Annotated in this window: 24 protein-coding genes and 1 tRNA gene; 11 read left to right on the forward strand and 14 right to left on the reverse strand. The window is 61.3% G+C overall.

Annotation, left to right across the window (positions count from 1 at the left end; translation table 11 throughout):
- The first annotated feature begins 2 nt into the window (after positions 1-2).
- A complete protein-coding gene (gene trmD / locus IFT66_RS13375; protein ID WP_092660922.1) occupies positions 3-683 on the forward strand; it encodes a tRNA (guanosine(37)-N1)-methyltransferase TrmD in 681 nt (226 codons plus the stop codon).
- On the opposite strand, the gene IFT66_RS13380 is transcribed toward trmD, so the two are convergent.
- Positions 680-1,426: a sulfite exporter TauE/SafE family protein gene (locus IFT66_RS13380; protein ID WP_062462303.1), complete on the reverse strand. Its 747-nt coding sequence runs from the start codon at positions 1,424-1,426 to the stop codon at positions 680-682. The two genes, trmD and IFT66_RS13380, sit on opposite strands and share 4 nt — an antisense overlap.
- 270 nt (positions 1,427-1,696) lie before the next feature.
- Between IFT66_RS13380 and rplS the strand changes: the two genes are divergently transcribed.
- From rplS to IFT66_RS13395, 3 genes are all read left to right on the forward strand, one after another.
- Positions 1,697-2,233 (forward strand): 50S ribosomal protein L19, encoded by a 537-nt coding sequence (gene rplS, locus IFT66_RS13385; RefSeq protein WP_062462300.1) that lies wholly within the window; start codon positions 1,697-1,699, stop codon positions 2,231-2,233.
- A gap of 204 nt (positions 2,234-2,437) precedes the next feature.
- The gene (locus tag IFT66_RS13390; protein WP_192077865.1) at positions 2,438-3,235 is read left to right on the forward strand and encodes a transporter substrate-binding domain-containing protein; all 798 of its coding nucleotides are present in this window, start codon (positions 2,438-2,440) and stop codon (positions 3,233-3,235) included.
- A gap of 40 nt (positions 3,236-3,275) precedes the next feature.
- Positions 3,276-4,112 carry an amino acid ABC transporter permease gene (locus IFT66_RS13395; RefSeq protein ID WP_113111702.1) on the forward strand — a complete coding sequence of 279 codons (837 nt, stop codon included), beginning with the start codon at positions 3,276-3,278 and terminating at the stop codon, positions 4,110-4,112.
- A 25-nt stretch (positions 4,113-4,137) separates the two neighbouring features.
- Here IFT66_RS13395 and IFT66_RS13400 read toward each other — a convergent pair whose 3' ends face one another.
- Entirely contained in the window at positions 4,138-5,166 is a 1,029-nt protein-coding gene (locus IFT66_RS13400) for a sensor domain-containing diguanylate cyclase (protein ID WP_062462292.1), read from the reverse strand.
- 329 nt (positions 5,167-5,495) lie between these two features.
- Between IFT66_RS13400 and leuC the strand changes: the two genes are divergently transcribed.
- Positions 5,496-6,905, forward strand: coding sequence for a 3-isopropylmalate dehydratase large subunit (leuC, locus tag IFT66_RS13405; RefSeq protein ID WP_174197170.1), 1,410 nt, complete (start codon positions 5,496-5,498; stop codon positions 6,903-6,905).
- A gap of 211 nt (positions 6,906-7,116) precedes the next feature.
- Positions 7,117-7,947 carry an EamA family transporter gene (locus tag IFT66_RS13410; protein WP_192077866.1) on the forward strand — a complete coding sequence of 277 codons (831 nt, stop codon included), beginning with the start codon at positions 7,117-7,119 and terminating at the stop codon, positions 7,945-7,947.
- A 15-nt stretch (positions 7,948-7,962) separates the two neighbouring features.
- On the opposite strand, the gene IFT66_RS13415 is transcribed toward IFT66_RS13410, so the two are convergent.
- Positions 7,963-8,514 (reverse strand): L,D-transpeptidase family protein, encoded by a 552-nt coding sequence (locus tag IFT66_RS13415; protein ID WP_192077987.1) that lies wholly within the window; start codon positions 8,512-8,514, stop codon positions 7,963-7,965.
- A 123-nt stretch (positions 8,515-8,637) separates the two neighbouring features.
- Here IFT66_RS13415 and IFT66_RS13420 point away from each other — a divergent pair, with 123 nt between their 5' ends.
- Together IFT66_RS13420 and IFT66_RS13425 are read left to right on the forward strand one after the other, a co-directional pair.
- Positions 8,638-9,318, forward strand: coding sequence for a response regulator transcription factor (locus IFT66_RS13420; RefSeq protein ID WP_062462280.1), 681 nt, complete (start codon positions 8,638-8,640; stop codon positions 9,316-9,318).
- A 24-nt stretch (positions 9,319-9,342) separates the two neighbouring features.
- Positions 9,343-9,798 (forward strand): cyclic nucleotide-binding domain-containing protein, encoded by a 456-nt coding sequence (locus IFT66_RS13425; RefSeq protein WP_062581597.1) that lies wholly within the window; start codon positions 9,343-9,345, stop codon positions 9,796-9,798.
- A 12-nt stretch (positions 9,799-9,810) separates the two neighbouring features.
- Here the strand turns inward: IFT66_RS13425 and IFT66_RS13430 are convergent, their stop codons facing one another.
- From IFT66_RS13430 to tesB, 6 genes are all read right to left on the reverse strand, one after another.
- A complete protein-coding gene (locus IFT66_RS13430) occupies positions 9,811-10,614 on the reverse strand; it encodes an exodeoxyribonuclease III (protein ID WP_192077867.1) in 804 nt (267 codons plus the stop codon).
- A gap of 111 nt (positions 10,615-10,725) precedes the next feature.
- Positions 10,726-11,385: an outer membrane lipoprotein carrier protein LolA gene (locus IFT66_RS13435; RefSeq protein WP_062581593.1), complete on the reverse strand. Its 660-nt coding sequence runs from the start codon at positions 11,383-11,385 to the stop codon at positions 10,726-10,728.
- A 93-nt stretch (positions 11,386-11,478) separates the two neighbouring features.
- Positions 11,479-14,163 carry an FtsK/SpoIIIE family DNA translocase gene (locus IFT66_RS13440; protein ID WP_192077868.1) on the reverse strand — a complete coding sequence of 895 codons (2,685 nt, stop codon included), beginning with the start codon at positions 14,161-14,163 and terminating at the stop codon, positions 11,479-11,481.
- Positions 14,164-14,387: 224 nt separating this feature from the next.
- Complete coding sequence (locus IFT66_RS13445; protein WP_192077869.1) at positions 14,388-15,749, reverse strand: ammonium transporter; 1,362 nt, start codon at positions 15,747-15,749, stop codon at positions 14,388-14,390.
- Between the two features lie 28 nt (positions 15,750-15,777).
- On the reverse strand, positions 15,778-16,128 hold the full coding sequence (locus IFT66_RS13450) for a P-II family nitrogen regulator (RefSeq protein ID WP_062462263.1): 351 nt from the start codon (positions 16,126-16,128) through the stop codon (positions 15,778-15,780).
- 210 nt (positions 16,129-16,338) lie between these two features.
- Positions 16,339-17,226, reverse strand: a complete 888-nt coding sequence (tesB, locus tag IFT66_RS13455; RefSeq protein WP_062581589.1) for an acyl-CoA thioesterase II — start codon at positions 17,224-17,226, stop codon at positions 16,339-16,341.
- A 114-nt stretch (positions 17,227-17,340) separates the two neighbouring features.
- Here tesB and IFT66_RS13460 point away from each other — a divergent pair, with 114 nt between their 5' ends.
- The gene (locus IFT66_RS13460; RefSeq protein WP_192077870.1) at positions 17,341-18,555 is read left to right on the forward strand and encodes a ubiquinone biosynthesis hydroxylase; all 1,215 of its coding nucleotides are present in this window, start codon (positions 17,341-17,343) and stop codon (positions 18,553-18,555) included.
- Positions 18,556-18,581: 26 nt separating this feature from the next.
- Here IFT66_RS13460 and IFT66_RS13465 read toward each other — a convergent pair whose 3' ends face one another.
- The 4 genes from IFT66_RS13465 to IFT66_RS13480 all read right to left on the reverse strand — a co-directional run bounded on the left by IFT66_RS13465 (position 18,582) and on the right by IFT66_RS13480 (position 21,214).
- On the reverse strand, positions 18,582-18,770 hold the full coding sequence (locus IFT66_RS13465) for a Trm112 family protein (protein ID WP_062462256.1): 189 nt from the start codon (positions 18,768-18,770) through the stop codon (positions 18,582-18,584).
- A gap of 14 nt (positions 18,771-18,784) precedes the next feature.
- The gene (locus IFT66_RS13470; RefSeq protein ID WP_062462253.1) at positions 18,785-19,459 is read right to left on the reverse strand and encodes an LON peptidase substrate-binding domain-containing protein; all 675 of its coding nucleotides are present in this window, start codon (positions 19,457-19,459) and stop codon (positions 18,785-18,787) included.
- Between the two features lie 162 nt (positions 19,460-19,621).
- Positions 19,622-20,635 (reverse strand): thioredoxin, encoded by a 1,014-nt coding sequence (trxA, locus tag IFT66_RS13475; RefSeq protein ID WP_192077871.1) that lies wholly within the window; start codon positions 20,633-20,635, stop codon positions 19,622-19,624.
- 81 nt (positions 20,636-20,716) lie between these two features.
- Complete coding sequence (locus IFT66_RS13480; RefSeq protein WP_062462247.1) at positions 20,717-21,214, reverse strand: prolyl-tRNA synthetase associated domain-containing protein; 498 nt, start codon at positions 21,212-21,214, stop codon at positions 20,717-20,719.
- 50 nt (positions 21,215-21,264) lie between these two features.
- Between IFT66_RS13480 and IFT66_RS13485 the strand changes: the two genes are divergently transcribed.
- Together IFT66_RS13485 and IFT66_RS13490 are read left to right on the forward strand one after the other, a co-directional pair.
- Positions 21,265-21,477: a hypothetical protein gene (locus IFT66_RS13485; RefSeq protein ID WP_162734794.1), complete on the forward strand. Its 213-nt coding sequence runs from the start codon at positions 21,265-21,267 to the stop codon at positions 21,475-21,477.
- Positions 21,478-21,552 (forward strand) — tRNA-Gly (locus tag IFT66_RS13490).
- A 128-nt stretch (positions 21,553-21,680) separates the two neighbouring features.
- Here IFT66_RS13490 and IFT66_RS13495 read toward each other — a convergent pair.
- Complete coding sequence (locus IFT66_RS13495; RefSeq protein ID WP_192077872.1) at positions 21,681-22,703, reverse strand: aldose epimerase family protein; 1,023 nt, start codon at positions 22,701-22,703, stop codon at positions 21,681-21,683.
- Positions 22,704-22,758: the final 55 nt, after the last annotated feature.

A 22,758-nucleotide genomic window follows, 5' to 3' on the forward strand; every position in this document is an offset into this window, starting at 1 on the left:
CGATGCCGTTTCGCGCCACGGTGCTCACCCTCTATCCGGAAATGTTTCCCGGCCATCTCGGCTTTTCCCTCTCCGGCAAGGCAATGGAACGCGGGCAGTGGTCGCTGGAAGCGATGCAGATCCGTGATTTCGCCGAGGACAAGCATCGCACCGTCGATGACACGCCGGCCGGCGGCGGCGCCGGCATGGTGCTGAGGGCGGATATTCTGGCAAAGGCGATCGATTCCCTCGCGGACGACAGCCGCCCCCGCCTGCTGATGAGCCCGCGCGGAAAGCCGCTCAGCCAGAAGCGCGTTCGCGAGCTTGGCGATGGCGAGGGCGTGGTGATCGTCTGCGGACGTTTCGAAGGCGTCGACCAGCGGGTGATCGATGCACGCCAGCTCGAGGAAGTGTCGATCGGCGACTATATCCTTTCGGGCGGCGAGCCGGCAGCCCTGACCCTGCTCGATAGCGTCGTGCGCATTCTGCCGGGCGTGATGGGCAATGCCCTGTCCGGCACCCACGAAAGCTTCGAGCACGGCCTGCTCGAACATCCGCATTATACCCGCCCACAGGTCTTCGAAGACCGGGAAATCCCCGCTATTCTGACCTCCGGCAACCATGCCGCGATCGAGAAATGGCGGCTCGAACAGTCGCTGCGGCTTACTCGGGAACGCCGCCCGGACCTGCTGAACGAGAGCTAGCCGGTCACGAAATAGTAGACGGTGAGGCCTGCGCCGACCGCCACCACGCACCAGCGCAGCACTGCCTGCGGAACGCGCCGTGCGAGCCACACGCCGCAATAGCCGCCAAGCGCGCCGGCCGGCATCATGATGATCGTTTCCGGCCAGGCAATCACGCCGCCGCCGACAAAGACGACGATCGCGACGCCGGCAATCAGCGCCGCCAGCATGTTCTTCAGCGCGTTGAGATGGTGATAGCTGCCGCCGGTCGTCATACCCAGCACCGCCAGCATCATGATCCCCATTCCGGCCCCGAAGAACCCACCATAGATCGATGTCAGGAACTGACCGATGACCGAAAGCGGCGAGTTGGCAGGGCGCTCGGACGAGGCTTTCGGCTTAAGCCATGGGCCTGCCGCAAACACGGCGGTCGCGGCGCCCAGGAGCCACGGCACGACCTGGCGAAACGCGTCATTGTCGAGCGCCAGCAGGATCAGCGCTCCCAAAATCGAGCCGATGACGGAGACGATTGCGAGCGCCAAAGCACTTCGCCAGTGGCTGGCAATCTCGCGGCGATAGGCAAGCGTCGAGGTGACATAGCCCGGAAACTGCACGATCGACGATGTTGCATTGGCCGAGATCGGCGGCACGCCGGCAAGCGTCAAGGCGCCGAAGACGAGAAACGTCCCGCCGCCGGCAATCGCGTTGGCGGCGCCCGAGAAAAAGCCGGCAGCGGCCAACAGCACCACCATGGTGATCGACATGAATCCTCCCGAATTCTTTTCGGTCAGCCTTTAGACCTGCTATAGAGAGGCAGCAAGCGGCGAAAACGCCACCGATCGCCACAAAATTGCGGCATGCCCGATGACAAGCGCATGCCTTTCGTGTAATGGCGCGAACGGAAATGGGAAAACTGTCCCGTCTGCCAGCAACAAAGAATGGCGAAACGCTCTGCCGCAAGGCAGATCCAGAGGCTTTGACCAACGGATCCTAAGAGCGCTCTGGCTGTTTCAGAAAAACCTGAGGTTTGACACATGAACATCATCCAGCAGCTTGAGGCCGAACAGGTCGCCAAGATCGAAGCCAAGCGCTCGCTTCCAGAATTTTCCCCGGGCGACACCGTCCGCGTCAACGTCCGCGTGACGGAAGGCACCCGTACCCGCGTACAGGCCTATGAAGGCGTTTGCATCGCCCGTTCCGGCGGCGGCATCAACGAAAGCTTCACCGTTCGCAAGATCTCCTACGGCGAAGGCGTCGAGCGCGTATTCCCGGTCTACTCGCCGCTCGTCGAAGGCGTCGAAATCGTTCGCCGCGGTCGCGTCCGTCGCGCCAAGCTGTACTACCTGCGCGATCGTCGCGGTAAGTCGGCTCGTATCGTCGAGAACACCGGCACGCGCGCACGCAAGCTGAACGAAGCCGAGCGCGCTGCAGTTGTCGAAGAAAAGGCACGCATCGAAGCTGAAAAGATCGCAGCAGCACAGGCTCTCGCCGCCGACAAGGCAGCAGCAGAAGCCGCTGAAGCGAAGGCTGCGGAAGAAGCAAAGGCTGCAGAAGCAGCATCTGCTGAATAAGATTTCCCTTCATGGGATGAGAAAAGGCGGCCGGTTGGCCGCCTTTTTTATTGCCTGCGATTGCCCTTGGGCATTGATATCGATCCCATGCAGTTGCGTCTGCAAAGCCAAACCCAGCGATCTTCGTCTGAGGGAATGGTTGTGCTTGTCTTCCCGCAGAAATTGGTGAGATTTGGCTGAGATATTTCTCTTGAGGATCGCCCCATGCTGAAAAGACGTTTTGTCATTGCCGCCCTCGCAGTTGCAAGCCTGGCACCGGTCACTGCTTTTGCGCAAAACCTGCCGGACCTGAAGGCCCGATCGGTCGTCGTCGTCACCGAAAACGCCTACCCGCCCCTGCAGTTCGTCGATCCGAAGACGGGCAAGGCGATCGGCTGGGAGTATGATGCGATGAACGAGATCGCCAAGCGGTTGAATTTTAAGGTCGAGTACCAGAACGTCAGCTGGGACGCGATGATCCAGGCCGTGTCCGATGGCCAGTACGACATCGGCATGACCGGCATCACCATCAAGGATGAACGCAAGGCACAGGTCGACTTCTCCGATCCCTACCTGCGCTCCGAACAGTTCATGCTGGTGCGTGGCGACGAAACCCGCTTTGCCGATGAAAAGGCCTTTGCGGCCGTAGACGGCGCACTGATCGGCGCCCAGCCGGGCACATCGCCCTTCTACACGTCAGTCTACAGCATCCTCGACGGCAACGAGCAGAACCCGCGCATCAAGCTGTTCGAGACCTTTGGCGCAACCGTGCAGGCGTTGAAAGGCGGCGACGTCGATCTCGTGCTGACCGACAGCGTCGCGGCCAAAGGCTATGTCGACGCGTCGAACGGCGGGTTGAAGGTGATCGGCGGCCCGCTCGGAGCCGAAGATTTCGGCTTCATCTTCAAGAAGGGATCGGATCTGGCCGCCCCCGTCAACGCCGCGATCGCCGCGCTGAAAGCCGACGGCACGCTGGATGCCCTGAACAAAAAGTGGTTCCTCGACTACAAGATGGGCCAGTGACCATCAGGATGGCAGGCACCGCGGACAGGGTCGAAACCTGATGACCTTTCAGACCCTGCCGACATCGGGCGGCGATGGTGATCGTCCGTGGTGGCTCGCAGCCGTCGTCGTCATAGGCCTCGCGCTCGCAGCCGTGATCGTCGTCAACGATCTCTATGCCCAGGTTTTCGCCACCGTCTCGCGCGGCATCTGGGTGACGGTGTTCGTGACGGTCACGGCCTTCGTGCTTGCCACCGCTCTGGGGCTGGCCATCGCCCTTGCGGGCCTTTCCGATCGCCTGGCCCTCCGGCAAGCGGCGCGCTTCTATGTGGAAGTCGTGCGCGGCATCCCGATCCTGGTGCTTTTATTCTACATTGCCTTTGCCGGCGCACCGGCGATCGTCGGTTTTTACAATGTCCTGATCACGCCATTGGTCGACGGCGGCTGGCTGGAGCCGATGCAGGTCCGCGATCTGTCGCTGATGTGGCGAGCGATCATTGCGCTGACGATCGGCTATTCCGCCTTTATCGCCGAGATCTTTCGCGCCGGTTTCCAGTCCATCGATCGCGGCCAGGTCGAAGCGGCCATGGCGCTCGGGCTGACGCGGGGTCAGCGCTTTCGCCTTGTCGTGTTTCCGCAAGCGATACGGGTGATCTTCCCACCCCTCTCGAACGACTTCGTTGCCATGGTGAAGGACAGTTCTCTCGTTTCGGTTCTCGGCGTGGCCGATATCAGCCAGGCCGGCAAGATCTATGCGTCCGGCTCGTTCCGGTTTTTCGAAACCTATTCGATCGTCGCCTATATCTACCTGATCCTGACGATCGGCTTGTCGATTGCCTTGCGGCAAGTCGAAAAGAGGATGCGGGAACAGGGGATCAGAAAGGCAAGCCGTCGATAGAAGGCATCGCCCGCATTCGCCGCCGTCAGGAGGACCTGAGGACGAACCTGTCGCGGCCGGAGGCCTTCGCCTCGTACAGCGCTTCATCCACGGCCTGCAACAGGCTGAGGCGATCCGACCCTGCATGCGGTGCGAGGGCAGCACCCACGCTCAGACGTGCATTGACGATATGCCTGCCCACGGCAAACGGGCTGCGGAACCGTTTCACGAGGCGTTCCGAAAGACCGGCCAGCGCATTGGCATTGGCAAGGTTCGGTACGAAGACGGCGAACTCGTCGCCACCCATCCGGACGGCAATTTCCTGGACACCGAGGCATTCGGTAATGCGTTGCGCCGCCTGCTTCAGCACTTCATCGCCCGCGGGATGGCCGAGCGTGTCGTTGATCGTCTTGAACCCGTCCATATCCATGTAGAGAACGCCGACCGTCTGCTGCGCCGAAAATGCATCGGCCAGCATGCCGTCGACGATCGAGACCAGCGCCGCGCGATTGTAGAACCCGGTCATCGGATCGGTGATTGCGGCCAGCCGGAGCTTTTCCTCGGCAAAACCCATCACATGATTTGCCTTCTGCAGCCGCAAAAGACCGCTCGCCACCTCGGCGAAATGCATGAGATTGGCAATCTCCCGGTCGCTGAATTCGCGCGGCTCCGTATCGAGAAGGCAGAAGGCACCAACAGGAAGACCCGGCTCCAGCGCGACCGGCGCACCGGCATAGGACCTGAAACCCGGCTCGCCCAGCACATAAGGAAGATCGCGCAGTTCCGGATGCCGGGCAAGATCGGGAACCACCACGACCTCGTTGTCGAACACGACACGGGAGCAGATCGAAATGTCGCGCGGGCATTCGCTCGTTCGAATGCCAACTTGGCAGGCCACCCGATGCCAATCGGCGTCGACGATGTTGACGGCCGCATAAGGCGTCGTGAACACATCCTTGGCAAGCTTCACCAGCGCCTCGAGCTCCGGCGTGGAGGGTCCGTCGGCGGAAATCAGGGCCCGCACAGAGAGCAGGCGTTCAGCCTCGTTGTCGGGAAGCTGGGCTGGCAAAGCCATTCTCGTCTCCTCTTTCAGGCCCGGGAGGCGCTGCAGACCGACCCCCGATAAGGGGGATCCTTTAGTAGCGTTCTCGCATGTACGTTTTCTGGAGGCAATTGCCGAGAATTCAAAAAACTGCTACACCCTTTGCCATGGGATCGAAATTCGGATGTCTCGCGAACCGCATGATCGTGCTGCAGGACCACAAGCGTCTGCCGTCACGCTTTTTTGCGCGCGTATCCGGCGCTCTATGCAGCCGACTTAGCTGACCGGGCAGACATGTCCGGCGCGGCCTAAGATGCCGCCTCTATTTCCCCACCCATTCTCAATCTTATTGGACCGCAGCCATGAGCGCACCTCGTACTTTGTATGACAAGATCTGGGACGACCACGTCGTCTCCCGCGATGAAAACGATACCTGTCTTCTCTATATCGACCGTCACCTGGTGCATGAGGTGACGAGCCCGCAGGCCTTCGAGGGCCTGCGCCTTGCCGGACGCAAGGTGCGCTCGCCGCAGCGCACGCTCGCCGTCGTCGATCACAACGTGCCGACCTCGCCTGACCGTCACCTCGGCATCAAGAACGAGGAAAGCCGCATCCAGGTCGAGGCGCTGGCCGAAAACGCCAGGGATTTCGGCGTCGAATACTTTTCCGAAAGCGATGTCCGCCAGGGTATCGTCCATATCGTCGGGCCGGAACAGGGTTTTACCCTGCCAGGCATGACGATCGTCTGCGGTGACAGCCATACCTCGACGCACGGCGCCTTCGGTTCGCTGGCGCACGGCATCGGCACGTCGGAAGTGGAGCATGTTCTCGCCACCCAGACGCTGCTGCAGACCAAGGCGAAGAACATGCTGGTCCGCGTCGACGGCAAACTGCCGGCGGGCGTCACGGCAAAGGACGTCATCCTGTCGATCATCGGCGAAATCGGCACCGCCGGCGGCACCGGACACGTCATCGAGTTTGCCGGCGAGGCGATCCGGTCGCTCTCCATGGAAGGCCGCATGACCGTCTGCAACATGACGATCGAAGGTGGCGCTCGTGCCGGCCTGATCGCTCCTGACGAGACGACGTTCGAGTATATCAAGGGCAAGCCGCGCGCGCCGAAGGGCACCGCCTGGGATATGGCCGTCGACTACTGGAAGACGCTGCACACGGACGAAGGCGCCCATTACGACAAGGTCGTGGTGCTGGACGCAGCCGCCCTGCCCCCGATCGTTTCCTGGGGCTCCTCGCCCGAGGACGTGACCACGATCGAAGGCACGGTGCCGGATCCGGACCAGATCAAGGACGAGAACAAGCGCACCTCCAAATGGCGCGCACTCGAGTATATGGGCCTGACGCCGGGCACGAAGATGACCGACATCACCATCGATCGCGTCTTCATCGGCTCCTGCACCAACGGACGCATCGAGGATCTGCGCGCTGCGGCAAAGATGGTCGAAGGCAAGACCGTGGCGCCCACTGTCTCGGCCATGGTCGTTCCGGGCTCCGGCCTCGTCAAGGAACAGGCGGAAGCCGAAGGTCTCGACCGGATCTTCAAGAATGCCGGTTTCGATTGGCGCGAGCCGGGCTGCTCCATGTGCCTTGCCATGAACGACGACCGCCTCAACCCCTATGAACGTTGCGCTTCGACCTCGAACCGCAATTTCGAGGGCCGTCAGGGCTCCAAGGGCCGCACCCACCTCGTCTCCCCCGCCATGGCCGCCGCCGCCGCCGTCGCCGGCCGCTTCGTGGATATCCGCGACTGGAAATAGGCTGAAGGCTCTTCATGCCAGACAAGCGAAGCCGCTGGATGTGAAAGCATCCGGCGGCTTTTTGCTTCGATGAACAGCGCTCACAGCCGGTTCAGGAAAACACGTTTGATCTTTCGGGACGCGTCAATACGGTAGATTTTTAAGGAGATCGGCCGGCAATGCCTGTCGGCCCGCTCCGTCTTTTGCCGCGCGACTGAAGGATCGCCAAGCAATGAGCCCGACCGTCATCGCGCTGGCGCTCACCGCCGCCGTCATGCATGCCAGCTGGAATGCATTCCTGCGCTCGGGCGCCGACAGGCTGTGGTCGATCACCGTGATGGGCATCACGGGTATTCTCGCCGCTCTCCCGGTCATGCTATGGTTTCCATGGCCAACGGCTGCAGGCCTCGGGTTTATCTTCGCCTCTTCATTGCTGCAGGTGGCCTACAGCATCTTCCTCGTCTTCGCCTACCGGCTGGGCGACCTCGGACAGGTCTACCCGATCGTACGCGGCTCCGTGCCGCTTCTGGTGTCACTCGGCGGCTTCCTGATGATGGGACAAACGCTCACCTCTTCCCAGATTCTCGGCGTAATCCTGGTAGCGGCTGGCATCATGAGCCTCTCGACCGGCAGCCAGCGCGCGCCGACCACGTCCATTTTGTGGGCGCTGCTGACCGGCCTGATCATCGCCACCTACGCGACGGTTGATTCCATCGGCGTACGCGATCTGCCCGATCCAGGTGCCTATGCAGCCTGGGTGCTGTTCACCTATGGCGTGCTGCTGATTGTCGCGTATACGCTGATGCGGGGGCGCTTGCGCCTGGACATCCGCGAGCGGGAAACCCGCAAGGCCCTGCTGGCCGGCATCTTCGTTCTGATCGCCTATGGCGTCGTCATCATCGCCTACTCCATGGGACCTGCCGGTCCCATCACCGCAATCCGCGAAACGAGCGTGGTCTTCGCGATGATCATCGGCAGGCTGTTCCTCGGCGAGACACTCACACCGAAGCGCATCGTGGCAGGGCTCATCGTGGCGGCCGGCGCGATTGCCATCGGCCGGTAGCCCATCCGAAAAGCCTCACCCCAAAACCCGCACCACCGTCCCCTTGCGCAGAAACGGCAGCAGCCGCTTCATGTCGCGCGGGTGAACCGCGACACAGCCGGCTGTCGGCAGGTAGCCTGGGCGGATCAGGTGGAAGAAGATGGCCGAGCCGCCGTGGCGCTTGCGCGAGGTGATGTTCCAGTCGAGCACGAGGCAGATATCGTAGAGCTCGTCCGCCCGCTTCATCTCCTCATGACTGGGCTTGAACGGGGCCTTCACCAGGCGGTTGTAGGCCGGGTGCTTCGGCTCGTCGCACCAGAGCATGTCGCGGCCGATGCGGCGAAGCGGAAGCCGCGTGGCCGGCACCGAAAGACGGTCGCCGCGGATGAAGCCGCTGATGATCCGCATCGCGGCAATCGGCGTTCCTCCGTCGCCTTCGCGCTTGAAGGCGGTCGTTCCGGATCGCCCCAGTGCTGCCTGAACGGTGATCCCGCCGCATGTCACGATGGCACGCCGGCGGTCACGCGGCGCGGTACGAACTACGACGACGGGTCCGGTTTTGTGATCTTTCTCGCGAAAACGATGCATTTCACTCACAAGGTTTTGCTTTGAATATGATTTCGTTTGAATTCATAGCGGGTTGGGTTTTACATCGAAGATCCCTAGATACGTCTTACAAACGCAATAGGCGCTACGGAAGGCAAGAACTGCATGGCGAGAACGATACTGCTGGTCGATGACGACGATGATCTGCGCGAGACCCTTGTGGAGCAGCTCGGCTTCTACGACGAATTCTCGATCCTGCAGGAAGCCAATGCAACCAAGGCGGTCAATACCGCCAAGGCGACCCAGGTCGATCTTCTGATCATGGATGTCGGCTTGCCGGATATGGACGGCCGCGAGGCGGTCAAGGTTCTGCGCAAGAACGGCTTCAAGGCCCCGATCATCATGCTGACCGGCCACGATACCGATTCCGACACAATCCTCGGCCTCGAAGCCGGCGCCAACGATTATGTGACGAAGCCGTTCCGCTTTGCGGTCCTGCTGGCGCGTATCCGCGCCCAGCTTCGCCAGTACGAACAGAGCGAGGACGCCACGTTCACCGTCGGCCCCTACCTGTTCAAGCCGAGCCAGAAGCTTCTGACCACGGACGATGGCAAGAAGATCCGTCTGACCGAAAAGGAAGCGGCGATCATCCGCTATCTCTATCGCGCAGGGCTGAAGGTCGTCACACGCGATATTCTTCTGGAAGAAGTATGGGGCTATAATTCCGGCGTTACAACGCATACACTGGAAACCCATGTCTATCGTCTGAGACAGAAGATCGAGCGCGACCCCTCGAATGCTGAGATTCTGGTGACGGAAAACGGTGGATACAAGATCGTTCCTTAACCCCGAAGACCGCAAACCCGTAAAATGGCACTGTCCGACGATATCCGGCTTCTGTCGCAAGTGCCGCTTTTCAGGGAACTGGATGGCGACCAACTGCGGCTGATTGCGTTCGGGGCGGAACGACGCTCGACATCCGGCGGCCAGGAGCTGTTTCGCGAGCGTTCCCCCGCCGAATCCGCCTTCATCGTCTGCAAAGGCAGTTTCGACCTTTACTCGACCACCCGCGACGGCACCGTTCGTCTCGACAAGACGGTTGGGGCCGGCACGCTTCTATCCGAGCTCGCGCTGGTGACCATGGTCGAGCGCAAGTTCACGGCGATCGCCGCCGAGGATTCCGAAACGCTCAGGATCGGCCGCTCGCTGTTCGAACGCCTGCTGGAGGAATACCCTCAGGTGGGGCGATTGATCGAAAACCGGATCCGCGACAACATCGTCAGCCTCGCCAAGGCAGCACTCGCCATGCAGCACCGGTTCCGCTGAGACGACTGCTCCTTAGAACTTGAACACTGCCGTCACCGGAACGTGGTCCGATGGCTGGGTCCAGCCTCGGGCTTCCTTCAGCACCTCGATCCGGTCGAGAAACGGGCCAAGGTTCGGCGATGACCAGATATGATCGAGACGGCGACCCTTGTTGGCGGCTTCCCAGTCCTTGGCGCGGTAGCTCCACCAGGTGTAAATCTTTTCCGGCTCCGGCGTGTACTGGCGCATCAGATCGAGCCAGCCGCCCTTGGCGATGATCTCCTTCATGCCCTCAGTCTCGACCGGCGTGTGACTGACGATCTTCAGAAGCTGCTTGTGCGACCAGACATCGTGCTCCAGCGGTGCGATATTCAGATCGCCGACGAGGATCGAGGAAATGCCGGGCGTCGCATCGGCCTGCAAAACCTTCATCTCTTCGACAAAATCCAGCTTGTGGCCGAATTTCGGATTGATCGTCCGGTCCGGCTCGTCGCCTCCCGCAGGCACGTAGAAATTATGCACCCGGATGCGCCGGGTACCCGTCCCGAAAAGCGCCGAGATGTGCCGGGCATCGCCGACATTGCAGTAATTCTGGCGGTGATCTTCCGAGAGCGGGATCCGCGAGGCGATAGCGACGCCGTGATAGCCCTTCTGGCCGTGCACGATGATATGCTCGTAACCGAGGTCTCTCAGCGGCTGGTAGGGGAACTCAGGCTCCTGGCACTTGATCTCCTGCAGGCAGAGAATGTCCGGCTGGTTGCGGGTAATGAACTGCTGCACGATCGGCATGCGAAGCCGGACCGAGTTGATGTTCCAGGTGGTGATGGAGAATGTCATGCCTGCCCTCGCTGATGGGCATCACCTCTAGGCAATTTCGCATAGCAGGAAAAGCAAAAAGGGCCGCGTTTCCGCAGCCCTCCAAAAGCGATCCGTCCTAGTCGATATGTCTTACTTCACCTGATCATAGGGGATGGTGAACACTCTCTCGTCCATCGCCACGCCGTTGCGGACGTTATAGACCATCACGGACGTATCCTTGTTCTGGGCGTCGGTGATCGTCCACTGGCGAAGGTCGAAGGTCTTGGTGTCGAACATCATGGTGATAGTCGAGTCGCCGAAGATCGACTTGTTGCCGAGCACGATCGTCGTCAGGTCGGTTTCCTCACGCACGCTGCGCACGGTCGCGGATGTCAAATCGATGCGCTCGGACAAGAGCAGGCTGAGCGGCGTCTTCGACAGCGGGTAGATATCCCAGGTCTTGAGCTTGACGTTGCCCACGACCACGTTGCGACCATCGGCAATCACGCGCAGCGGCGACGGATCCTCGAAGTTGAAGCGCAGCTTGCCGGGGCGTTCGATAAAGAACTTGCCGCCGGTCTGTTCACCGCGCGGCCCGAACTGAACGAACTCGCCCATCATCGTCTTCACCGACGAGAAATGGTCGGCGATCCGCTGAGCCGAGGCACCGGCTGCGGCCTGCGCCAGAACGGGCTTGGCCGCTCCCGCAACCAGCAGTCCGGCAACACCGCCGGCAAGGCCGAGCGAGAACTGGCGACGGCCGAGAAGTCCGGTCATGCTTTTGGAAAGAGTGGTCTTTTGTTCTGTCATTCTGGTCTCCTTCCGTGTTTCTGTTGTGGAAACACGGCGTCTTGATGGCCGCTTGCGCCGGATCACGAACCCCTGAAGACCGCTTTACCGGCCTTACCGATCCAGCACATCCGCTTCGGTCGGCACGAGGATCTCGCGCTTTCCGGCATGGTTGGCAGGGCCGATCAGGCCCTCCTGCTCCATCCGCTCGATCAGCGATGCCGCACGGTTGTAGCCGATGCCGAGACGGCGCTGGATGTAGGATGTGGAGGCCTTGCCGTCTTTGAGCACAACCGCCACCGCCTGGTCGTAAGGATCGTCCGAGTCGGAGAGGTTGGAAGTGCCGGCAGGTCCTGCGCCCTCGCCATCCTCGTCGTCATCAGCCGTGATAGCTTCGAGATATTGGGGCGACCCTTGAGTTTTCAAGTAGGCGACGATCTCTTCGACCTCGGTATCGGAGACGAAAGGCCCGTGGACACGCTGAATTCTACCGCCGCCCGCCATATAGAGCATATCGCCCTGGCCCAGCAGCTGTTCGGCACCCTGCTCGCCGAGAATGGTGCGGCTGTCGATCTTCGACGTCACCTGGAAGGAGATACGGGTCGGGAAGTTGGCCTTGATCGTGCCGGTGATGACATCGACCGAGGGGCGCTGCGTCGCCATGATCACATGGATGCCGGCCGCACGCGCCATCTGCGCCAGACGCTGGACAGCGCCTTCGATATCCTTGCCGGCCACCATCATCAGGTCGGCCATTTCGTCGATGATGACGACGATATAGGGGATCGGCTGCAGGTCGAACTCTTCCGTCTCGTAAACCGCCTCGCCGGTCTGGCGATCGAAACCGGTCTGGACGGTACGGGTCAGAACCTCGCCGCGCTCCATCGCCTGCTCGACGCGCGAGTTGAACCCGTCGATATTGCGCACGCCGATCTTCGACATCTTCTTGTAGCGCTCTTCCATCTCGCGGACGGTCCATTTGAGCGCGACAACGGCCTTCTTCGGATCGGTGACGACGGGAGACAGGAGATGTGGGATCCCGTCATAGACGGAAAGCTCGAGCATCTTGGGGTCGATCATGATCAGGCGGCACTTCTCCGGCGTGTAACGATAGAGAAGCGAGAGGATCATCGTGTTGATCGCGACGGATTTACCCGAACCGGTGGTACCGGCCACGAGAAGATGCGGCATCTTTGCGAGATCGGCGACAACAGGCTCGCCCCCGATCGTCTTGCCGAGTGCCATGGCAAGCTTTGCCTTGCTGGTTTCGAAATCCTTCGAGCCGATCATTTCGCGCAGATAGACGGTTTCGCGGATGCGGTTCGGTAGCTCGATCCCGATCGCGTTGCGGCCGGGAACGACCGCGACACGGGCAGCAATGGCGCTCATGGAGCGGGCGATATCGTCGGCAAGTCCGATCACGCGGGACGACTTGATGCCCGGCGCAGGTTCCAGTTCGTAAAGCGTGACGACCGGACCGGGACGGACGTGGATGATCTCGCCCTTGACGCCGAAATCCTCCAGCACGCCTTCCAGCATGCGGGCGTTCTGCTCCAGCGCTTCGGCCGAGAGCGACGCATCGCGGGCAATCGCCTTCGGTTCGGCCAGCAGATGCACGGAGGGCAGCTGGAACCCTTCCGGCGAAATGAACGAGCCCTGCGCATCGCGACCGACGCGGGCGCTGGGCTTGGGAGGCGGTGCCGCCGGAACGACGCGCGGAGAGCCGTTGCCAGCAGATTTCGAACCGCGCGAGGCCGCGAAGTCCTCACCGTGGTCGGAAAGGATGTCGGCCGGGCGACGCGGATTGTCGGCCGTATCGAGCGATGGGTCGTTGTCGTCGTCATCCTCGTCATGCGAGGGCATCGGTGGTGCCGAGACGATCCGGCGCGGCGAAAGGACCCGCTCCGGTGCGCCATCGAGCGAGGGCTCCATCCGGCCTCTGCCACCGGCAGACTCCTGCTTGGCACGCACGGGCTCGTTGAGAGTGCCGAATTCGTCGTCGTTGAAATCGTAGGGCTGGTCGAAACCGACACGCGACCGCGGCTTGGCGCCGGTCAGACGGCGCAGACGTGCCTGAGCGATATACCAGTAATGGGCCAGCGCACCGAATGCCAGGAAGCCCCCGAAGAGGCCATTGTCGTCGCCGTCATCGTCCTCATCCTGCCGGTTGCGCGCGGAGACGGCGGCAACAGGCGCATCGTCGTCATCGCTTTCGGTCTCGACGGCTTCGCCGACAAAGCCTGACGCAAACAGCATCAGCCAAATGCAGGGAATGGTGAAGATGCAGCCGAGCACGGTTGCGACCATGCCGGTCGGATAGGCGCCGACGAACAGAGCCGGAAAGCGCAGGATCATGTCGCCGATCACGCCGCCAATGCCGTTCGGGATTGGCCAGGTCGCCGGTGCCGGAAAGCAGCCAAGCGTTGCCGATGCCAGAAGCGTGCCGCCGCCCCATGCTGCAAGCCGCGCCGGAATGCGATCGTAACGACGCCCGGAAATCAGAGCGAGTGCCAGGGCAAGGATCGGGAGCAGCGCAAAGATGCTGGCAAGCCCGAGGAACTGCATCATCAGGTCGGCGAAGGCTGCGCCCGAAAAGCCGAGGATATTGGCAGGCGGGTTGTCGGTGGCGTAGGAGAAACTCGGATCTGCGACATTCCACGTGGCAAGGGCTGCCACCGCCAGCGCCAGCAGCGTGAAAATGCCAAAGCCTGTCAGCGCGAGCGCCTGTCGCCAGACAAAGGCCGTGAGTACCAGGCGGGTGGATCGATTTGCCATAGCCGCCGAACTGCTTCTGCCCATCTTGTCTGCCCGCCGTCCTGAAAAACCGCCTGTTTCATGAACCGGCAGGTTTCGGCCGGTCACGCAATTCCAGGCAGAATACCCCCGCGATGGTTAACGCGGCTTTAACCAAGATTGATCGGCTGGAATTCGCTTGGCAAAACGCAAAAGCCCGGACCAAAGGCCCGGGCTTGAGTGATGGCCATCAGAGATTGACGCTGCCTTCGAGAGGCAGTTGCAGCCTCTTACGAGTGGTAGGCAGCTTCGCCGTGCGAGGCGAGATCGAGACCTTCGCGTTCTGCTTCCACGGTGACGCGCAGGCCGACGACGAGATCGACGATCTTGTAGATGACCAGCGAGCCGATACCGCACCACGCGATGGTGACGAGAACGGCATAGACCTGGGTCATGAACTGACCGCCCATCGTGACGCCTTCGGCATAGCCGATACCGCCGAGCGAGGCGGATGCGAAGATGCCCGTGGCAAGAGCGCCGAACAGGCCGCCGATGCCGTGGACGCCGAACACGTCTGCCGTGTCGTCATAGCCGAACTTGTTCTTGATGACGGCAACGAAGAAGTAGCACAGCGGCGAGACGATCAGGCCCATGACGATGGCGCCCATCGGACCGGCAATGCCGGCAGCCGGCGTGATGGCGACGAGACCGGCGATCATGCCCGAGACAGCACCGAGCAGCGAAGCCTTGCCGCGGGTGAAGGTTTCGACGACGCACCAGGAGAGGACGGCTGCAGCGGTTGCAACAAAGGTGTTGACCGTTGCGAGCATTGCGCCGCCCGAAGCTTCGAGGTTGGAGCCTGCGTTGAAGCCGAACCAGCCGACCCAGAGCATTGCAGCGCCGACCAGCGTCAGCGTCATCGAATGCGGAGCCATCATGTCCTTGCCGTAGCCGGTGCGCTTGCCGACCATGATCGCACCGATCAGACCTGCAAGACCTGCATTGATGTGAACGACGGTGCCGCCGGCAAAGTCAAGCGCGCCCCAGCCGAAGATCAGGCCGTTTGCGTCCCAGACCATGTGGGCGATCGGGAAGTAGACGAAGGTAACCCACAGGATGCAGAACAGGATCGAAGCCGAGAACTTGATGCGCTCGGCGAAGGCGCCAATGATCAGTGCAGGCGTCAGAGCCGCAAAGGTCATCTGGAACATCACGAAGATGAATTCCGGAATGACCACGCCGTCGGAGAAGGTTGCAGCCGTCGAGTCCATGTTGACACCCGACAGGAACATTTTCGCCGTACCACCCCAGAAGGCGGAGGTGCTGCCGCCGAAGGCAAAGGAATAGCCGTAGGTGACCCAGATGATCATGATGGCGGCGCCGGCAACGGTGCACTGCATCAGGACCGACAGCATGTTCTTGGTGCGGACGAGGCCGCCGTAAAACAGGGCGATGCCCGGCATCAGCATGAACAGCACGAGAAGCGTGCAGATGAACATGAACGCGGTGTCGCCCTTGTCGGCAACCGGGACCGCGGCCGCGGCAGCAACTGCCGGTGCGGCAGCGTCCTGCGCAAAGGCGACGGCGGGCGCGGCGAAGGCCGCAGCCGCGGCACCGAGGCGCCCGAGAGTGGAAAATTTGGTGAATTGCATAGCTTGAAGACTCCCCTGTCAGCCGTTCTTACAGCGCTTCAGTATTGGTTTCGCCGGTGCGGATGCGCACGGCCTGCTCGATCGAATAGACAAAGATCTTGCCGTCGCCGATCTGGCCGGTCTTGGCGGAAGAGGCGATTGCTTCAACGGCTTTTTCGACGAGGTCGGTCGGAACCGCGATCTCGATTTTCAGCTTCGGCAGGAAGCTGACCGCATATTCCGTCCCACGGTAGATTTCCGTGTGTCCCTTCTGGCGTCCGTAGCCCTTTACTTCGGTCACGGTAAGGCCTTGGATACCGACAGCGGTGAGGGCTTCGCGCACCTCATCCAGCTTGAATGGCTTGATAATGGCCATTACAATTTTCATCTGGCTTCCCATCCTTTGTTGCTCGGCTCGGGGCCGATTCTCCTGGATCACTGCCTGATCAAGAGCAGCGACTGACATGACACATTCAAGGGTCATGCCAGTTTGAGAAGCCATATTAAGCTATTGATAAGAATGACCCTTTCAGAACGTCGCCAAATAACGGGCAACGCGTCGGCCAAATTACGGCGAAAACTTGTGCAGTTTTCTCAAAATGCCCAAATATTATTCATTTGCTCTTTTACGAATCAAACCTTCTTGCGCGACGGATGCGACGAGCTCGCCGGATCGACTGTAGATTGCGCCGCGGGTCATGCCGCGCGCGCCGGATGCGCTGGGACTGTCCTGCGAATAGAGCAGCCAGTCGTCGAAACGGATCGGACGGTGGAACCACATCGCATGGTCGATGCTCGCAGCCTGGATGGTTGGATCGAAGATCGAGGTGCCGTGCGGATAGAGAGATGCATCGAGAAGCGTCATGTCGGAGAGATAGGCAAGCAGCGCTGCCTGGATCGCCCGGTCGTCCGGCACCGGGCCGGTGGTCCTCACCCAGATATCCTGGCGCGGCTCCAGCTTCTCCTTGGACAGATAATGCGCAAGCGACGTCGGCCGCATCTCGATCGGACGCTCGCGAGACCAGTAGCGGCGCACGGCATCCGAGCCGTGCTTCAGGAACATCTGCTTGAATTCGCTTTCCGGCATCAGCTCTTCCGGCATGGCGACGGGCGGCATCGACATCTGATGGTCGTAACCGCCTTCGTCGATCTGGAACGAAGCGGACATCGAAAAGATGGCATGACCATGCTGGATGGCGACAATCCGTCGCGTGGTGAAGCTCGACCCGTCCCTGATACGCTCCACTTGGTAGATGATCGGCACCAGCGGATCTCCAGGCCGCAGGAAATAGGCATGCAGCGAGTGCACGAAGCGATCGCTGGCCACCGTCCGCTGTGCCGCAACCAGCGCCTGGCCGATCACCTGTCCCCCGAACACTCTCTGCCATCCCGTGTCGGGGCCGGTCCTGCCGCGAAACAGGTTCTCCTCCAGCTTTTCGAGGTCGAGTACGGTCAGCAGTGCGCTGATGGGATCGATCGGGGTAGAAGAACTCGACATTAAGACGGACTCCGGCGGTAGGAAGCGGGCACTTGATGATCTATATCTAAGGCTAAGCGTTTCGAGCTCAAATGGAAACGCCACGAAGTGTTTGACGTGCTCGGGAGTTTTTCAATGCTGGACATGCTGGTTGTGGGTGGTGGTTATGTGGGCCTTGCGGCGGCGGTCGCGGTCAAGCAGGCGGCGCCGCATCTGGAGGTCCAGGTCGTCGAGGCCGCACCGGCCGGTGTCTGGGAAAAGGACGAGCGAGCCTCCGCGATCATCGCGGCCGCCAGCCAGATGCTCGACATCCTCGGCACCTGGGACGAAATCTTGCCGCACGCCCAGCCGATCAACCGGATGATCGTCACCGACAGCCGGACATCCGATCCGGTCCGCCCGGTCTTTCTCACCTTCGACGGCACGATCCAGGCAGGCAGGCCGTTTGCCCATATGGTGCCGAACGTCGCGATGGTGCGCGCCCTGCGCGGTGCCGCCGAACGGCTCGGCGTATCGATCCGTCACAGCCTTTCCGCCACCGGCTTCGAGACGACCGCAACGCATACGACCGTGAAATTTTCCGATGACTCGACCGAGGAAACCCGCCTTCTCGTTGCGTGCGACGGCGTGCGCTCGAAGCTGCGCGACATGGCCGGTATCCGCACTGTCAACTGGACATACGACCAGTCCGGCATCGTCGCAACGGTTGCCCATGAACGCGACCACGATGGCGTGGCGGAAGAGCATTTCCTGCCGTCCGGCCCGTTCGCCATCCTGCCGCTCACCAACAATCGCTCGTCACTGGTCTGGACGGAGCGCACCGATGCCGCCGAGCGCCTGATGGCATCGGACGACCTGATCTTCGAGGAAGAGCTGCAGCGGCGCTTCGGCCACAAGCTGGGCGAGATCCGGCTGGTCGGCGGTCGCAAGGCCTATCCGCTCAGCCTCACCCTGTCGCGTGCCTTCGTCGCACCGCGCTTCGCGCTTGCCGGCGATGCCGCCCACGGCATTCATCCGATCTCCGGCCAGGGTCTCAACCTCGGCTTCAAGGATGTGGCAGCGCTTGCCGAGACCGTCGTCGAGGCGGATCGCCTCGGCCTCGACATCGGCTCGCTCAATGTGCTCGAGCGCTACCAGTCGTGGCGGCGTTTCGATACGTTCCGGATGGGCGTGACGACGGATGTGCTGAACCGGCTGTTTTCCAACGACGTCACGCCAATCCGCATCGCCCGCGATTTCGGCTTGGGCGTCGTGGAGCGGCTTCCGAAGATCAAGGATTTCTTCATCGGTCAGGCCGCCGGAACGACGGTGAAGGACAACCCGAAACTGCTGAGCGGCCGATCGATCTGAAGGTTGCTCACGGCTCGATCTGAAGGCTAGTCCTCGAGCTTGCGGGCTTCCGACATGAGCATGATCGGGATCCCGTCGCGGATCGGATAGGCAAGGCGCGCGCCTTGCGACACGAGCTCGTTGTTTTCGCGATCGAGCGACAGCCTGCCCTTGGTCATCGGGCAGACGAGAAGATCGAGCAGTTTCGGATCCACCTTGCTGAGTTTTTCGTCCATGACCGGCCTTTGCCCTACTGCAGCACGTTCGCTGTCCCGGATCCCTGCGCAAGCAGGATCTCGGTGATTGCGATCAACGTATCAGCCCGGCTCTTCAGATCCGGTGCCTCCAGAAGCGCCTGCTTCTCGGCAGGGCCAAAGGGCGACATCATCGACAGCGAATTCACCAGCGTCCGGTTTCCGGCCCGCTCGATGCTTTCCCAGTCCGCCTCCAGCTTGTTGGCGTCGAGATAGGCCTTGAAGACCCGCAGCAGTTCCGGACGGTTGACGGCTTTTTCGTCATCCTCGTCGGTCAGATCGGACAGGAACGGCGCGTGTCTGAATTTGCGGAACGGATGGCCGCCACCGATCTCATCGAGCAGCCTGAAGCGGCAGATCCCGCTGAGCGAAATGATGTAGCGGCCATCGCCGGTTTCGGCAAAGGACGTGATCCGGCCGGCGCAACCGATCGACGACAGCGCCGAGCGCCCGCCGCCGAGCGGCTCGTCCGGTTCCATCAATGATGGCTGCACGATGCCGATCAACCTGTCGCCCGCAAGCGCTGCATCGAACAGGGACAGATAACGCGGCTCGAAGATATTGAGAGGAAGCTGGCCTCCCGGCAGGAGCAAAGCCCCAGTCAGCGGAAAGACCGGGATCGTTTCCGGAAGATCCTCCCGCTTCAGATAGCGCGCGTTTCCCACATGCATTGGTCCGATACCTCCCAGACCACATTCACCGGACAAAAATGTCTGTCCGAATCTGGCCGTTGTCCAAACCTGGCCGTTCAGCCAAACCTATAAAACTAATGTGGGGCATCGTCGCCGGAACGCAAGGCTGCGATCCGGCTTAGCGATCAATCGGCAACACAATCAGGAGAACAGGATCGACGAAAGGCGGCGGCGCCCGGAAATCGTAGCCGGATCTTTCGGGCCCCAGACCTCGAAGAATTGCAGCAGCTGGCGGCGCGCGCCATCGTCGTCGAACGTGCGGTCCTTGCGCATGATGGTCAGCAGATGATCGGCCGCCTTTTCGCGTTCGCCCTGGACGTTGAGTATCTTGGCAAGGCTCATGCGGGCCTCGTGATCGTCAGGGTTGGCTGCAATCTGCTGCTCGAGTGCGACAGGGTCGCCCAGCTTGCGGGCTTCCTCGATCTGCTCCAGCTTCTTGGCAACCGCCTGAACCGCAGGATCAGCAGACATCTCTTCCGGCAGGGAGGCGAGCATCTCTGCGGCGCGGGCCGTTTCGCCCATGCCGATCAGGCACTGCATCATGCCGGCCGCAGCCTTCGGGTTTTCCGGGTCAGCCTGCAGGACGGCGCCGTAGAGCTGTGCGGCACCCTGGATGTCTTCCTGACCGAGCAGGGTTTCTGCTTCGCCGAGCACCGCCTCGATCTCGGCGGCCTGGTCCATGCCCTCGGGGCCTGCAACCTTTTCGATGAACTCGCGGATCTGGCTTTCCGGAATGGCGCCCATGAACCCGTCGACCGGACGGCCATCGGCAAAGGCGATCACGGCCGGGATCGACTGGATCCCGAGCTGTCCCGCGATCGAGGGATGGTCGTCAATGTTCATCTTGACGAGCCTGACGCGACCCTGGGCTTCGTTGACGACCTTTTCGATGACGGGCGTGAGCTGCTTGCACGGACCGCACCAGGGCGCCCAGAAATCGACGAGAACCGGCTGGCTGCGCGATGCCTCGATCACGTCCTTGCCAAAGCCTGCGGTCGTCGTGTCCGAGATATAGCTACCGGCAGCAGCAGGGGCAGAGGAAGCCGCGGGCGCTGGGGCCGCTGCAGGCGTCGAACCGAAGTTCACCGTCGCGTTCTGGCCACCGTAGTTACCGGCGCCGTAGGAGCCACCATAAGGATTGTTCGTGCCGCTCATGAAAGTGTTCTCCCGGAAAAAGTCCAATCGGCACACGGCCGATGCGCATTATGTCTTACTCTGAATTGCAAAGATCGTATGTCAGCCCGTCACTTTCAAGACAAGCGGCGTATGGCCCGTCGCCTCCAGAAAGCGGATAAGATCGTCGCGACCGATCGACGTCGTCGCATCGTTTGAGAGTGGATGGCCATTGATCACCTCTTCGCGCATGAGGTCTTCGTCGAGCACGAACGTGACGTTGTTATCCGTGTCGTTCAGCGCGCCGAACACGGTGACGGAGCCCGGCACGACGCCGAGAAATTCCAGCATCTTTTCAGGATTGCCGAACGAGACGCGACTGGACGCACCGATCACCTTGTGGACGGTCTTCAGATCGACGCTGGCATTTTCTTCGACCGTGATGACGAAGAACTGGTCCTTCTTGTCTTTGACGAACAGGTTCTTGGTATGCCCGCCCGGGATCTCGTCACGCAGACTGGCTGATTCCGATACCGTAAACACCGGTGCATGCGCTTTCGTCTTGTGGGCAATATCGAGGCTATCGAGAAAGGCGAACAGGTCTTCTGCAGTTTTTGGCATGATCGATCTTGGCTGCTCTTGAGGTGTTGGCCCCGGCCGGCGGGGTAAGGATGGCGGACTATAGACAGATTGTTCCGACCGGCCAAGATGCACGCCTGGGCGCAAACCCTTGTTTCGCAGGGACTTTCAAAGCGCCTGAAAAATTCTTCATCGAGATCGTCATTTCCCTGTTGCATTTAAAAAAAGTCTGGGCCATATACCGCCCGTCGCCGGCAACGAGCGGCACCGACGATCCAGACTACCACCGGGTCGACGGTTTATGAGCGGGTGTAGCTCAGTGGTAGAGCACAACCTTGCCAAGGTTGGGGTCGAGGGTTCGAATCCCTTCGCCCGCTCCAAATTCTCCCAAAAAAACAAAAAGTAATAACGACGGCGCGGCCGGGCCAAGGCTCAGCATTGTCGGTCCTATGTCCGCCACCAGTAGCGGGACAGAGGCCACCTTGTGGCAGCCTCCGCTCTCACGGCCTCAGCTCTTCGAAAACACGTAATCGGTTTCCTGTCGCAGGGTTTCGCCGGGGCGAAGCACTGCATTGGGGAAAGTCTCGTGGTTGATGGCGTCCGGCCAGACCTGGGTTTCCAGGCAGAAGCCGGCGTAAGGCGCATAGTGGCGGCCTTCCATGCCGGGCACCGGCAAGGCGAGCTTGAAGCCCGCGTAGAACTGGATCCCCGGCTCCGTGGTGCGCACTTCGAGCTGCACGCCGGAATACAGGCTGCGGGCAAGCGCGATTGAGCGCTTGGCGGTCCTCTCCTCCGAAAGGCAGTAGTTGTGATCGAACGGCACTTGCTCGCCATCGGCACCGGTCCGCTGGATCGGACCCATCTCGCTCAGGTCGAACGTGGTGCCGGCAAGCGGCATCAGGACGCCGGTCGGCACCATCCGTTCATCCACCGCCGTCAGCTCAGCCGCGGCGATCATCATGTCGTGGCCGAAAATGTCGGGACGACCGTCTAGATTGAAATAGGAGTGCTGGCAGACGTTGGCGGGCGTCGGCTGGTCGGTCACCGTGTCGTAGATCACCGAAAGCACCCCGTCTTCCATCAGCTGGTAGGTCGCGGTGACGGTGCAGTTGCCGGGATATCCGGCGCGTCCGTCCGGGTCGGTGATCTGCAGCACGAGTCGGTCTTCCGCGTGATCGACGATCGACCAGATGCGCCGGGCGATACCGTCGGATCCGCCGTGCAGATGGGTTACGCCGTCTTCGTTGAGTTCCAGCTGGTATTCTGTGCCGTCGATCGAGAAGCGGCCATCGCCGATGCGATTGGCACAGCGACCAGGCGTGGCGCCGAAATACGGAGAATAGGCCTCATAGTCCGCAAAATTGTCGAACCCCAGCACCAAAGGCGGCTCGTGGCCGGCAAGCCGCAGATCCTGAATAACCGAGCCCCAGGTGAGAACCTGGGCTGTCAGCCCGCCGCCCGACAGCGTGATCCGATGCACCGCCTCGCCGCTCTTCGTCGTGCCGAAAATCTCGAATTCATGACCCGTCATAACCCATCTCCCGAATGTTTGCGGCAAACTGCGTGATTTCGGTCAAAGCTGCAAC

The sequence above is a fragment of the Rhizobium sp. CFBP 13726 genome (assembly GCF_014841925.1).
GTDB lineage: Bacteria > Pseudomonadota > Alphaproteobacteria > Rhizobiales > Rhizobiaceae > Neorhizobium > Neorhizobium soli.